Source organism: Streptomyces sp. NBC_00667 (assembly GCF_036226825.1).
GTDB lineage: Bacteria > Actinomycetota > Actinomycetes > Streptomycetales > Streptomycetaceae > Streptomyces.
Genome location: NZ_CP109022.1, coordinates 1628489 through 1641033, shown reverse-complemented (window position 1 = coordinate 1641033; position 12545 = coordinate 1628489). Strand labels below are relative to the sequence as shown.

Annotated in this window: 11 protein-coding genes; 7 read left to right on the top strand and 4 right to left on the bottom strand. The window is 73.6% G+C overall.

Annotation, left to right across the window (positions count from 1 at the left end; genetic code table 11):
• The first annotated feature begins 71 nt into the window (after positions 1–71).
• The 4 genes from OHA81_RS07860 to der all read left to right on the top strand — a co-directional run bounded on the left by OHA81_RS07860 (position 72) and on the right by der (position 4201).
• Positions 72–1160 (top strand): prephenate dehydrogenase, encoded by a 1089-nt coding sequence (locus OHA81_RS07860; RefSeq protein WP_329194051.1) that lies wholly within the window; start codon positions 72–74, stop codon positions 1158–1160.
• 150 nt (positions 1161–1310) lie between these two features.
• The gene (gene cmk, locus OHA81_RS07855; protein ID WP_329194049.1) at positions 1311–2018 is read left to right on the top strand and encodes a (d)CMP kinase; all 708 of its coding nucleotides are present in this window, start codon (positions 1311–1313) and stop codon (positions 2016–2018) included.
• A 56-nt stretch (positions 2019–2074) separates the two neighbouring features.
• Positions 2075–2662: a lysophospholipid acyltransferase family protein gene (locus tag OHA81_RS07850; RefSeq protein WP_329202078.1), complete on the top strand. Its 588-nt coding sequence runs from the start codon at positions 2075–2077 to the stop codon at positions 2660–2662.
• Positions 2663–2737: 75 nt separating this feature from the next.
• Complete coding sequence (der, locus tag OHA81_RS07845; protein WP_190185363.1) at positions 2738–4201, top strand: ribosome biogenesis GTPase Der; 1464 nt, start codon at positions 2738–2740, stop codon at positions 4199–4201.
• A 26-nt stretch (positions 4202–4227) separates the two neighbouring features.
• Here the strand turns inward: der and OHA81_RS07840 are convergent, their stop codons facing one another.
• Together OHA81_RS07840 and OHA81_RS07835 are read right to left on the bottom strand one after the other, a co-directional pair.
• Entirely contained in the window at positions 4228–4662 is a 435-nt protein-coding gene (locus OHA81_RS07840; protein ID WP_329194047.1) for a hypothetical protein, read from the bottom strand.
• 202 nt (positions 4663–4864) lie between these two features.
• Positions 4865–5683, bottom strand: coding sequence for a hypothetical protein (locus tag OHA81_RS07835; RefSeq protein WP_329194045.1), 819 nt, complete (start codon positions 5681–5683; stop codon positions 4865–4867).
• A gap of 299 nt (positions 5684–5982) precedes the next feature.
• Here OHA81_RS07835 and OHA81_RS07830 point away from each other — a divergent pair, with 299 nt between their 5' ends.
• Positions 5983–6654: a LysM peptidoglycan-binding domain-containing protein gene (locus OHA81_RS07830; protein ID WP_329194043.1), complete on the top strand. Its 672-nt coding sequence runs from the start codon at positions 5983–5985 to the stop codon at positions 6652–6654.
• A 278-nt stretch (positions 6655–6932) separates the two neighbouring features.
• A complete protein-coding gene (locus tag OHA81_RS07825) occupies positions 6933–7898 on the top strand; it encodes a helix-turn-helix transcriptional regulator (RefSeq protein ID WP_329194042.1) in 966 nt (321 codons plus the stop codon).
• A 303-nt stretch (positions 7899–8201) separates the two neighbouring features.
• Here the strand turns inward: OHA81_RS07825 and OHA81_RS07820 are convergent, their stop codons facing one another.
• Complete coding sequence (locus OHA81_RS07820; RefSeq protein WP_329194040.1) at positions 8202–9239, bottom strand: phosphatase PAP2 family protein; 1038 nt, start codon at positions 9237–9239, stop codon at positions 8202–8204.
• Positions 9240–9478: 239 nt separating this feature from the next.
• Positions 9479–10588, bottom strand: coding sequence for a hypothetical protein (locus OHA81_RS07815; RefSeq protein WP_329194037.1), 1110 nt, complete (start codon positions 10586–10588; stop codon positions 9479–9481).
• A gap of 282 nt (positions 10589–10870) precedes the next feature.
• Between OHA81_RS07815 and OHA81_RS07810 the strand changes: the two genes are divergently transcribed.
• Positions 10871–12535: an MFS transporter gene (locus tag OHA81_RS07810; protein WP_329194035.1), complete on the top strand. Its 1665-nt coding sequence runs from the start codon at positions 10871–10873 to the stop codon at positions 12533–12535.
• The last annotated feature ends 10 nt before the right edge of the window (positions 12536–12545 follow it).

Here is a 12545-nt window from a genome sequence, read left to right as displayed (position 1 = left end):
GGGGCTCCGGCCCGCCGGGGCTGGCTACCCTGAGTCAGGCCCACAGTCACGCGATCACCCTGGAGCGCCCCGTGAGAACCGCCGTCGTCATCGGAACCGGACTGATCGGCACCTCCGCGGCGCTCGCCCTGACCGCCCGGGGGATCACCGTCCACCTCGTCGACCACGACCCGGTCCAGGCCCGTACGGCCGCCGCCCTCGGCGCGGGCACCGACGAGCCCCTCGAAGGCACGGTCGACCTCGCGATCGTGGCCGTGCCCCCCGCCCACGTGGCGGCGGCGCTGGCCGACGCGATCGGGCGCGGCCTCGCCCGGGCCTACGTGGACGTCGCGAGCGTCAAGGGCGGCCCCCGGCGGGAGCTGGCGGCACTCGGCGCGGACGTGTCGGCGTACATCGGCACGCACCCGATGGCCGGCAAGGAGCGCTCGGGTCCCCTCGCGGCGACGGCGGACCTGTTCGAGGGCCGGCCGTGGGTGCTCACGCCCGCCCGGGACACCGACCACGAGGTGCTGAACCTGGCCCTGGAACTGGTGGCCCTGTGCCGGGCCGTCCCGGTGGTGATGGACGCGGACGCCCACGACCGGGCGGTGGCGCTGGTCTCGCACACCCCGCAGCTGGTGTCGAGCATGGTGGCGGCCCGGCTGGAGGAGGCGGACGAGACGGCGGTCCGGCTGTGCGGGCAGGGGATCCGGGACGTGACGCGCATCGCGGCCTCCGACCCGCGGATGTGGGTGGAGATCCTGTCCGCCAACCCCGGGCCGGTGGCCGACGTACTGGCCGGGATCGCCGCCGACCTGGAGGAGACGGTGGAGGCCCTGCGCGGACTCCAGTCCGGCGACGAGGCCAAGCGGCGGGGCGGGGCGGCCGGCATCGAGGACGTGCTGAGGAGGGGCAACGCCGGCCGGGTCCGGGTCCCGGGCAAGCACGGCGCGGCGCCCATGGCGTACGAGACGGTCGGGGTGTTCATCAGCGACCGCCCCGGCGAGCTGGCACGGATCTTCGCGGACGCCGGCCGGGCCGGGGTCAACATCGAGGACGTCCGGATCGAGCACGCGACCGGCCAGCAGGCGGGCCTCGTACAGCTCATGGTGGAGCCGCGGGCGGTGGCCGCGCTGGAGGCCGAGCTGCGCGAGCGCGGCTGGGCGCTGCGCCAGCAGTAGCGCACGGGCCGCCCGGGGGCCCTGGGGCGCCGCCGGGGAGGCCCGGGCTCCGCCGGGGCGGTGGGGGCGCGGGAAATGCCCGGTAACCTGGGGGAGGGGCGCTCTTGGCGCGCCCGGACACGTACGCGCAACCAGGAAGGTGCCCGCACCGTGGAAACCGCAGCTCCGGCCGCCGTGATCGTCGCCATCGACGGTCCCTCCGGCACGGGCAAGTCCAGCACGTCCAAGGCCGTGGCCGCGAAGCTCGGGCTGCGCTACCTGGACACCGGTGCCCAGTACCGGGCCATCACCTGGTGGATGATCACCAACGGTGTCGACACCGACGACCCGCAGGCGATCGCACTCGCGGCCGGCAAGCCCGCCATCGTGTCCGGCACGGACCCGGGCGCGCCCACCATCACCGTCGACGGCCTCGACGCCTCCGGACCGATCCGCACCCAGGAGGTCACCTCCAAGGTCAGCGCGGTCAGCGCCGTCCCCGAGGTGCGCGCCCTGATCACCGACCTCCAGCGCTCCATAGCGGCGGAGGCCGCCCAGGAGGCCGAGGGCATCGTCGTCGAGGGCCGGGACATCGGGACCACCGTCCTGCCCGACGCCGACCTCAAGGTGTTCCTCACCGCCTCCGCCGAGGCCCGCGCCGCCCGCCGCAACGGCGAGCTGCGGGGCAAGGAGGCCACGGACCTCGCGGCGACCAGGGAAGCCCTGATCAAGCGGGACGCGGCCGACTCCGGGCGCAAGACCTCCCCGCTGGCCAAGGCCGGCGACGCCGTCGAGGTGGACACCACCGAGCTGACGCTGGAGCAGGTCATCGAGTGCGTGGTCACCCTGGTGGAAGAGAAGCGGGCGGTACGCAGGTGAGCGATACGCCCTCCCTCAAGGGTGCGGCGGTCGGGCGGCGGATCGGCATCGGCCTGATGTACGGGCTGTGGAAGCCGCGCGTACTGGGCGCCTGGCGGGTCCCCGCCACGGGCCCCGTGATCCTCGCCGTGAATCACTCCCACAACATAGACGGGCCCATGGTCATGGGCACCGCGCCGCGGCCGCTCCACTTCCTGATCAAGAAGGAAGCCTACGTGGGCCCCCTCGGCCCCTTCCTGGAAGGGATCGGGCAGGTGAAGGTGGACCGGAGCGGAACGGACCGGACCGCCGTCGGCCGCGCCCTCGGGGTCCTGGAGAACGGCGGCGCCCTCGGGATCTTCCCCGAGGGCACCCGCGGCAACGGCGACTTCGCCTCGCTGCGCGCCGGCCTCGCGTACTTCGCCGTGCGCAGCGGCGCGCCCATCGTGCCCGTCGCCGTCCTCGGCAGCACCGAGAGCCGCGGCAGGCTGGTGAAGGGGCTGCCGGCGTTCAAGAGCCGGGTGGACGTCGTCTTCGGCTCCGCCTTCGACGCCGGGGACGGCACCGGCCGCCGCACGCGCACCGCGCTGGACGGGGCCACCGTACGCATCCAGGACCGGCTGACCGCCCACCTGGCCGACGCCAAGCGCCTCACCGGGCGCTGAGCGAGACTTGACCTAGTAGTGGAACCGCGCTGCGCGGTTGCCACCGATCACCACGGACGACGAGGAACGGACTTCATGAACGACCAGCACGACCACGGAGCACTTGGCGACGCCGAGTACGCGGAGTTCATGGAGCTCGCCGCGGAGGAAGGCTTCGACCTCGAAGACGTCGAAGGCGCGATCGAGGAGGCCGGCCACGGCCCGCTCCCCGTCCTCGCCGTCGTCGGCCGTCCCAACGTCGGCAAGTCGACCCTGGTGAACCGCATCATCGGCCGCCGGGAGGCGGTCGTCGAGGACAAGCCCGGCGTCACCCGCGACCGCGTCACCTACGAGGCCGAGTGGGCCGGCCGCCGGTTCAAGGTCGTCGACACCGGCGGCTGGGAGCAGGACGTCCTCGGCATCGACGCGGCCGTCGCCGCCCAGGCCGAGTACGCCATCGAGACCGCCGACGCGGTCGTCTTCGTCGTGGACGCCAAGGTCGGCGCCACCGACAGCGACGAGGCCGTCGTCAAGCTGCTGCGCCGGGCCGGCAAGCCCGTCGTGCTGTGCGCCAACAAGGTCGACGGCCTCAGCGGCGAATCCGACGCCGCCTCCCTGTGGTCCCTCGGCCTCGGCCTGCCGCACCCGGTGTCCTCCCTCCACGGCCGCGGCACCGGCGACATGCTCGACGCGGTGCTCGACGCGCTGCCCGAGGCGCCCGCCCAGACCTTCGGCAACGCGCCCCTCGGCGGGCCGCGACGCATCGCGCTGATCGGCCGCCCCAACGTCGGCAAGTCCTCGCTGCTGAACAAGGTCGCGAAGGAGGACCGCGTCGTCGTCAACGAGCTGGCCGGCACCACCCGCGACCCGGTCGACGAGCTGATCCAGCTCGGCGGCGTCACCTGGAAGTTCGTCGACACCGCGGGCATCCGCAAGAAGGTCCACCTCCAGCAGGGCGCCGACTACTACGCCTCCCTGCGCACGGCCGCCGCCGTCGAGAAGGCGGAGGTCGCGGTCATCCTGATCGACTCGACCGAGACCATCAGCGTCCAGGACCAGCGCATCATCACGATGGCCGTCGAGGCGGGCCGTGCCATCGTGATCGCGTACAACAAGTGGGACGAGCTCGACGAGGAGCGCCGCTACTACCTCGAGCGCGAGATCGAGACCGAGATGCAGCAGGTCTCCTGGGCGCCCCGGGTGAACGTCTCCGCGCTCACCGGCCGCCACATGGAGAAGCTGGTCCCGGCGATCGAGACCGCCCTCGCCGGCTGGGAGACCCGCGTCCCCACGGGCCGGCTGAACGCCTTCCTCGGCGAGGTCGTCGCCGCGCACCCGCACCCGATCCGGGGTGGAAAGCAGCCCCGCATCCTGTTCGGTACCCAGGCGGGGAGCAAGCCGCCGCGGTTCGTCCTCTTCGCCTCCGGCTTCCTGGAGCACGGCTACCGGCGCTTCATCGAGCGCCGCCTGCGCGAGGAGTTCGGCTTCGAGGGCACCCCGATCCACATCTCGGTGCGGGTCCGCGAGAAGCGCGGCGCGCAGTACAAGAAGAAGAAGTAGGCGTACGCGGTGACGTGCCGCCGGGGTCAGTAGCCCCGGCGCGGAGCGGGCGGCAGGGCCGCCGGGATGTGGTGCATCCCGGTCTGGTGCTGCCGCCCGCTGCCGTTGGCCTCGTAGCCGCCACCGCCCGCGCTCCCCGCGTACGCGAACGCGTGCTGCGGCAGCTGCTGGGGGGCCGGGGCGTACGCGGGCTGCCAGCCGTCCGACGGCTGCCAGGAGGAACGGGCCCAGCCGCTGCCGTACGAGCTGCCGGTGCCGGCGACGCCGGTGGACGAGAGGCCGGAAGCGGCGACGCCGGCGGAGGTGGCGCCGTAGGAGAACGAGGTGAAGCCCAGGTGCTCCTCGCCGGTACGGTCGCCGGGGAGCGCCCGGAACGCGCGCAGGTACTCGGTGTACAGCAGGTCGTAGATCGGGGTGTGCGAGGCGGCCGGAGCGGTGTCCCGGTCCCGGGAGGTGCGCATCGGGGGGACGCTGCTCGGGTAGGACGGGGCGCGGGAGGGGTCGTATGAATGCACGTATCAGCCAACGAACCCGAAGCCCTGCGGATGCGGCCTGACCGGGGCGAAAACGCAGCTCGCCGGTGGGGCACCGGCACGACGCACGGCTGCCCGGCCCCTCTCCGGAGGGGCCGGGCAGCCGTCGCGACCGGGAGGGACGCGGGCGTCAGGCGCCCGGCGTACCGGCCAGGGGCATCGACGCGGCGACCAGCTGACCGTCGGCCGCCGCCTTGTCGAGGGCGTCGCGGAGCAGGTCCTCGCGGGGCTGCTGGCCGATGGAACCGACCGGGGCGGCGTAGACGAGGACGCGCTGGGTCTTGTTGACGGCGGCCCTCCAGCCGTCGGTGACGGAGAGCGCCTGGTGCGCCTGCCACCAGTGGATGGGGCTGCCGCCCTGCGGGCCGGGCTGGAGCACCGCGTGCAGCTGACCGGCGGCGAGCAGCACCGACCAGCCGTGCAGCGGGGAGGGCAGCTCACTGGTGTCGGTGACGGGGATGAAGCCCTGCTCGATGAGGAGCGGCAGGAAGTCGTCGCCGGGGCCGGTCGAGCCGGGACGGGCGATCGGCGCGGTCGGCTCGACCACCAGCGCGGGGTGCAGCTCGCCGCCGATCAGGACCAGACCGCTGGTGATGCCGAGGACTGCCTGGCCGCCGGGCGCGGTCTGCGGCGCCCCACCGGGTGCGGGCACGGAGGGGGACGGCGCCGGGCTGTCGCCCGTGATGGAGCGGACGGCGCCCTGGAGCTGCTCCTCGGAGACCGAAACCACCTGCGAGGGGATGCAGTTGGCGTGCGCGAAGGCGAGTACGGCGGTCTCCTCGCCGACGAACAGCACCGTACTGGTGGGTTCGCGCTCGGGGTCCCCGGGGGTGCGGCAGGAGGTGCAGTCGTAACTGCCCGGCGCGTCGTCGCCGACGAGCAGCCTGTCGGCTTCTTCGTCACCGATCTCGGCACGTACCTCATCACTGACGTCGAGCATGCGCGGCACGGGGTGGCTCCTCGGACTAGGCGAGCGGGCGCCGGGTGGTTCCCGGCTCGCCGGGCACAACGCCGGAGCGGTGTGCGGGGTCACGCCGTTTGAGGGAACGGAATCGAACCGGCCACCCGGGAGGGTGAACGACCTCGTGCGTGCTTCTGCTTTGTGGCAACTGTGGGTCGGTTGCGTCCAGTTGATGGTCGAAGCTGCCCGTTTCGCGGGGTGGGAGGTGGTCGGCCGTCCGGGTGGGGTGCGCAGGTGCGCCGCGTGGCGGTGCGGGGCGGTGGAGGGGGCGTGCGTAGCGTGACCCGATGCCCAACCTCCGGACCTGGTGGGCCGCGTCGGCGGCCGTGACCGCTGCCGCGCTGGTGTTCGTACTCCCCTCCGGCGCGGCCGCGGTCCCGCCGCCGGCGCCGGGAGCCGCGGGGGCGGCGGCGCGTCCCGGAGCGTCCGGGGTGATCGGGCGGGGACCGGCGGACTGCGGGCCGGGCGGCACGTGGCCCTGGGACTGCGTGGCCGACTGCGAGAGCAGCGGGCGGTGGTCGGTCAACACGGGCAACGGGTTCTACGGGGGGCTGCAGTTCCGGCAGTCGACCTGGGAGGCGTACGGGGGGCTCGTCTTCGCGCCGCGGGCCGATCTGGCGCGGCGGGAGCAGCAGATCAGGGTGGGGGAGGAGGTGCTGGCCACACAGGGGTGGGAGGCGTGGCCGGTGTGCGCGAAGCGGTACGGGCTGGCGGGGCGGATGCACGTGGTGCGGGAGGGGGAGTCGCTGGACTCGATCGCGCGGCGGCGGGGGGTGGCGGGGGGCTGGAGGGCGTTGTACGAGGCGAACCGGGGGGTGATCGGGGAGAGACCGGAGGTGGTGGGGGTGGGGGTGATGCTGGTGTTGCCGGTTGCTCCGCCGGGTGCTCCGCCGGTGCCGGTGCCGGTGCCGGGGGCTTCGGCGAGCGGGGCGGCTTCGGCGGGGCCGGCTCCGCGCTGACGCACCCACCCGGGCCCGGGCCCGGACCCACGCCTCAATCGCCGGCGGGGCTGGGAGTGCGGGGCTCCGCCCCGGGCCCCGCGCCTCAAACGCCGGCGGGGCTGGAGAGGGGCGGCGGGGCTGGAAGGGAATGCGGGGCGGGAGGGACAGCGGCGCTGGACTGGAGGGGCGGGGGGCTGGAGGAGGGTGGCGGGGCTGGAGGGGGGCGGCGGGGCGGGAAGGGGCCGCGGGGCGGGAGGGGGCGTGTGAGGGGGTGGGGGTGGCGGGAGAATGTGGGGATGCTGGATACCTCCGCGCGGTTGTTGCGTTTGTTGTCGCTGTTGCAGGCCCATCGGGAGTGGACCGGGGCCGCGTTGGGTGAGCGGCTCGGGGTGACGCCGAGGACCGTGCGGCGGGACGTGGAGCGGTTGCGGGAGCTCGGCTACCCCGTCAACGCGAGCCCCGGCACCGGTGGCGGGTACCAGCTCGGGGCAGGGGCGGAGTTGCCGCCCCTGTTGCTCGAGGACGACGAGGCAGTCGCGGTGGCCGTCGGCCTGCGCACCGCCGCCGGGAACGGCGTCGAGGGGATCGGGGAGGCCTCCGTACGGGCCCTCGCCAAGCTGGAGCAGGTGCTGCCGTCCCGGCTGCGCCGAAGGGTCTGCGCGCTCAACGAGTTCACCGTGCCCATGCTGCGGGGGCCCCAGGGCCCCACCATCGACCCCGCCGTACTGACCGGGCTCGCCGCGGTCTGCCGGGACAGCGAGCGGCTGCGCTTCGGCTACCGCGACCACGACGGCACCGCCACCCGCCGCACGGTGGAGCCGCACCGGCTGGTCTGCACCGAGCGGCGCTGGTACCTCGTCGCCTGGGACCTCGACCGGGAGGACTGGCGGACCTTCCGGGCCGACCGGATCGACCCCCGGCCGCCGCACGGCCCCCGCTTCACCCCCCGCCCGCCCCCGGCCGAGGACCTCGCCGCGTACGTCTCCCGTGGCGTGTCCCAGCGCGCGTACGCCGCCCGGGCGCTGGTACGGCTCAAGGTGTCGGCGGAGGAAGCCGCCCTGACCGTCGGGCCGAGCGACGGAACCCTGGAGCCGGTCGATGCGGGGAGCTGCCTGCTGCGCACCGGGGCGGTGAACCTCGACGCCGTGGTGGTGCACCTCATGATGCTCGGCTGTGAGTTCGAGGTGATCGAGCCCGTGGAGCTGACCGAACGGATCCGGGGACTGCGGGACCTCCTCGACCGGTCGGTGAAGGAGAAGTGAGGGGAAGCGAGGAGAAGTGAGGAAACTGAGGGGGGTTCAGTTCAGTGGCCGGTCCGGGCGCGAGGTGGAATTGCCGCGGTAATTCCGAAGGCCCCGGGCGGGCATGAGGGAATCGCCTATTTCTCCGGGGGAACTGTCGACAATCCGTGACACAAGCGTGACCCGGTACGGAGGAACGTCCTGGCGTCGGGGTGACGGGCTGGGCATATCAACGACAACGGCGGGCCGGTTCGGTGAACCGGCCCGCCGTCGCGGCGTCGTGGTGCGGGGTGGTCGTGCGTACCGTCCGCGGGGTGGAGCGGCTCAGCCGCCCGTGACCGGGCGGGCCGCCGTGCCCCGGGCTCCCGCCCGTTCCGTGTGCGCCGGGCGGCGGCTGCCGACCGGGGTGACCGGCGTGCGCTCGGACCGGATGACGTGCGGCCGGGCGGCGCCGTGCGGGACCGTCCGCGGCGCGGGGGCGTGGCCGCCGGACGCACCGGTCGCGGCGGGCGTGTCGGCGGTGCGCCGCAGCCGCCACTTGCCGCCCGCGGAGACCAGCGGGACGAGCGCGGCGGCGACCGGCTCGGAGACCTGCCCCTCCTCCAGGCGGCTGCGCAGCCGCTCCCGCACCTCGAAGACGTAGGCCTCGGACCGGGCGATCAGCGGCTCGAACCAGGGCAGGGCGAGCAGCACCAGCAGGCCCGCGGACCAGCCGAGCAGTACGTCGCTGACCCAGTGGGTGCCGAGGTAGACGGTGGTGGCGCCGACGCTCAGCGAGACGATCGCCGACACCAGTGACAGCACCCGCCGGGTCACCACGGTGGAGGCCAGGTAGGCCAGGATCCCCCAGGTGACGACGGCGTTGGCGGTGTGGCCCGAAGGGAATATATCGCCGCCCGCGAAGAGCTCGGCGGAGCCGATCTGGGTGGCGTAGTGCGGACCCAGCCGCCCGAGGCCGAGCTTCACGGAGCCCACGGTGATGTTCAGCAGCAGCAGCGCCACGCCCAGCGTGATCAGCGGGCGGAGCGTGTGCTGGCGCCAGGAGCGCCAGCCCAGCCAGGCCGCGACCATGACGGCGGTGGGTCCGCGCTGGCCCAGGACCACGAGGTAGTCCAGGAAGGCGTGCAGCTGCGGCCACTGCTCGTAGGGCCGGAAGAACATGATCTGCCAGTCCAGCCGGACCAGCCAGGACGTGGTGAGTACCGCCACCACGATCGCGATGTAGAAGGCGAGGGTCGATGCCAGGAGCACGACGCGGTGCCGGCTCATCCGCGGGGTTTGCAGATGGGCCGGTCGCTCTGGTTCCCGGTCCAGCCGGGCGAAGACCCGCTCCAGACGGGTCAGGATTTGGTCGGTACGCACTCAATCGACGTTACCGCGCGGCGAAGCGCGGCCCGGGCGAATCGCGGGCTTTGTGATGACCATGTGATGTGGAGTTGGTCTCACGCGGGACTTAATTCCCGTTATTCCGACACGGGTTGGAACTTCCGCGCGGCAATTATCCGCACACTTACTCGCCGTTTATTGGCGCCGCCCAATCACTTTGCTCAAACATGGATCGGAATGATCCATTCCGTGATCACCCCTTCGTCCGGCGGTTCTTACGGGGGCCCCGACCCGTTCAGCCAGAAGGCCCCGTACACCGCCGACACCACGGCCAGCGCCCCCAGCGCGGCGGCCGCCCGGCCCGTCCGCCACTTCGCCAGCGCCGCCGCGACCGGCAGCAGCAGGGGGAAGGCGGGCAGCAGCAACCGGGGCTTGGAGCCGAAGTACCCGGACGCGCACAGTGCCAGCGCCACCACGATCCCGCAGTACACCAGCAGGGCCGCGGGCTGGCGCTGCCGGACGCACAGCCCGTACAGCCACAGCACCAGGAGCACCCCGGCGATCAGCCCCACCCCGGCGGCGAACGCCGGCGAGGCCAGACGGGCCCCGATGAACCGGGCGAAGGCCCAGCCGCCGTCGAAGCCGTTGCCCCAGCCGGCCTGCACGTCGAGGTAGCCGAGCAGCCCGGTCCCCGTGCGCGCGCCGACCCACAGGACGTACGCCGCCGCGCCCATCGGCGCCAGCAGCACCCCGGCCCCCATCCGCCAGGACCGCTCGCCGCGCCGCCAGGCCAGTACGGCAGCCACCCACACCGCCGCGACCACCGCGGCTCCGACCGGGCGGGTCAGTCCCGCCCCGGCGGCGAGCAGGCCCGCCGGCGGCCACCGGCCGCGCAGCACCGCGTACAGCGCCCAGGCGGCCAGCGCCGTGAACAGCGACTCGCTGTACGCCATGGACTGCACCACGGCGACGGGCAGCGCCGCCCAGAGCGCCACCGCCGCCACCCCGGCCCGGCGGCCGTAGAGGAGGGAGGTGACGGCGAAGATTCCCCAGGCGGCGGCGAAGCCCGCCACCGCCGACACCACCAGGCCCGCGGAGCCGTACGACAGCCCGGTGGGCGCGGCGACGAGCCGCTCCAGCCAGGGCAGCAGCGGGAAGAACGCGAGGTTGGAATGCACCCCGCCGTTCGGCAGGACCACCTCGTACCCGTAGCCCTCGGCGGCGATGCGCGCGTACCAGAGCGAATCCCAGCGCGCCGAGAGCAAGGTGTGCGGGCTGCTGCCGGCCGCCGCGCACCACACGGCGAGCACGGCCAGCCCGAGCAGCCGTATCGCCGCGAACGCGGTCAGCGCGGGTGCGGCCCGACGCAGTACGAGATCTTTCACGGGGACGATTATCGACGCCGCCGGTCGGGGGCTGCGGACCGCAACCGCCGACGGCGGCCGTGCGTGCAAGGAAAGGGGAGAAGCGGAGTGGCACACACCACACGGAGGCCGTCAGGGCGATGAGAGCTTGACCACGTGTCGGGCGGACGAACTCGCGTACGCTGACCCTTCACTCGCGCGAGTCGATGCCGGACCCCGCAGGACGCCGCACACGCACCACCCCCCGCGGCTCCACAAGACGCTGGTCCGCCGAGTGCGAGGGATCATCTGGGAGGTACATGCATGTCGGGGACGAACACGACCGGCGACGGTGAGCGCCCTGCGGTGTCCCCCGCGTCTTCCTGGCAGCGGATCAGCGCCGTCTCCGGCGGGACCAACCGCTGGCTGGTGCTCGGCGTGCTGTGCGTGAGCCTCGTGCTGGTCGCGCTCGACGCGACGATCCTGCACGTCGCCGTCCCCTCCGTCACCGAGGACCTGCGCCCCGGCGCCATGGAACTCCTGTGGATCGTCGACGCCTACCCGCTGGTGTGCGCGGCGCTGCTGATCCTCTTCGGCACCCTCGGCGACCGGGTCGGGCGCCGGCGCATACTCCTGTTCGGCTACGGGCTCTTCGGCGTCGCCTCCGCGATCGCCGCCCTCGCCGAGACCGCGCAGGTCCTGATCGCCGCGCGCGCCCTGCTCGGTGTCGGCGGCGCGATGATCATGCCGGCCACCCTGTCGATCCTGCGCCAGGTCTTCCCCGACCGGCGCGAGCGGGCGCTCGCCATCGGTATATGGACCGGCGTCGCCGCGATCGGGGCGGCGAGCGGACCGGTGCTCGGCGGGTTCCTCGTCCAGCACTTCTGGTGGGGTTCGGTCTTCCTGATCAACATCCCGCTGATGGCGCTGATCCTCCCGGTGGGCCGCTGGCTGCTGCCCGAGTCGAAGGGCTCCTGCGACGGGCCCTGGGACGTGCTCGGCGCGCTGATGGCGGCGGCGGGCGTGCTCGGCGCGGTGCTCGGGGTCAAGCGGCTCGGCGCGGAGCGCGAGCTCGCCGACCCGCAGGCGCTGCTGCCGCTGGCGCTGGGCGTGGCGCTGCTCGTGCTGTTCGTCCGGCGCCAGAGGCGGCGGCCGCACCCGCTGATCGACATGCGGATGTTCTCCCGCGCGGCCTTCTCCACCTCCGTCGGCTGCATCGTGCTGGCCATGCTGGCGCTGGTGGGCCTGGAGCTGATCGCCGTCCAGTACCTCCAGCTGGTGCTGCACCTGAGCCCGCTCCGGACGGGCCTGCGGCTGCTGCCGCTGACCTTCGCCGCCATGGCCGCGGGCGCGACCGGCTCGTACACCCTTCAGCGGATCGGGCCGCGCACGATGGTCTCGCTGGGCTTCGTGCTGACCGCCTGTTCGGTGCTGCTGCTGACGCTCATGGGTCAGCAGGACCGGCCGGTGCTGTTGACCGTCGGGTTCGTGCTGCTCGGCTTCGGACTCCAGACGACGTTGTTCGCGGCGTACGAGTCCATGCTGAGCGAGGTGCCGGCGGCCAAGGCGGGCGGTGCGGCCTCGATAGGCGAGACCTCGTACCAGCTCGGCGCGGGCATGGGCATCGCGCTGCTGGGGAGCGTGATGAACGCGGCGTACGCGCCGGGGCTGGCGCACGTACCCGGCGTGCCGGCCGCCGACTCGGGCAAGGCCGCACACTCGCTGGGCGAGGCCTACCAGATCGCGGCGCGGCTGGGCGGCGCGGCGGGGGAGTCGCTGTACGGTGCGGCGCGGCACTCGTTCGTGCACGGGCTGCACGTGACGCTGGTGGTGAGCGCGGGACTGCTGTTCGCGGGGGCGGTGATGGCGTTGAAGCTGCCGAGGGTGATGGAGTGCGGGGAGCCGTCGGGCGAGGCGGCGCGGGTGCCGGCGCAGGGCCGGCCGGCCGGAGCGCAGGCCGAGTGCGACGCGGCGGGGCGCCGGGCCTGACCGCGGCCGG

Excerpts from the sequence above, each read along its gene's own strand:
- OHA81_RS07850 (WP_329202078.1), top strand. The coding sequence starts at position 2,075 with ATGTACGGGCTGTGGAAGCCGCGCGTACTGGGCGCCTGGCGGGTCCCC.
- der (WP_190185363.1), top strand. The coding sequence starts at position 2,738 with ATGAACGACCAGCACGACCACGGAGCACTTGGCGACGCCGAGTACGCG.
- OHA81_RS07840 (WP_329194047.1), bottom strand. The coding sequence starts at position 4,662 with ATGCGCACCTCCCGGGACCGGGACACCGCTCCGGCCGCCTCGCACACC.
- OHA81_RS07830 (WP_329194043.1), top strand. The coding sequence starts at position 5,983 with ATGCCCAACCTCCGGACCTGGTGGGCCGCGTCGGCGGCCGTGACCGCT.
- OHA81_RS07825 (WP_329194042.1), top strand. The coding sequence starts at position 6,933 with ATGCTGGATACCTCCGCGCGGTTGTTGCGTTTGTTGTCGCTGTTGCAG.
- OHA81_RS07810 (WP_329194035.1), top strand. The coding sequence starts at position 10,871 with ATGTCGGGGACGAACACGACCGGCGACGGTGAGCGCCCTGCGGTGTCC.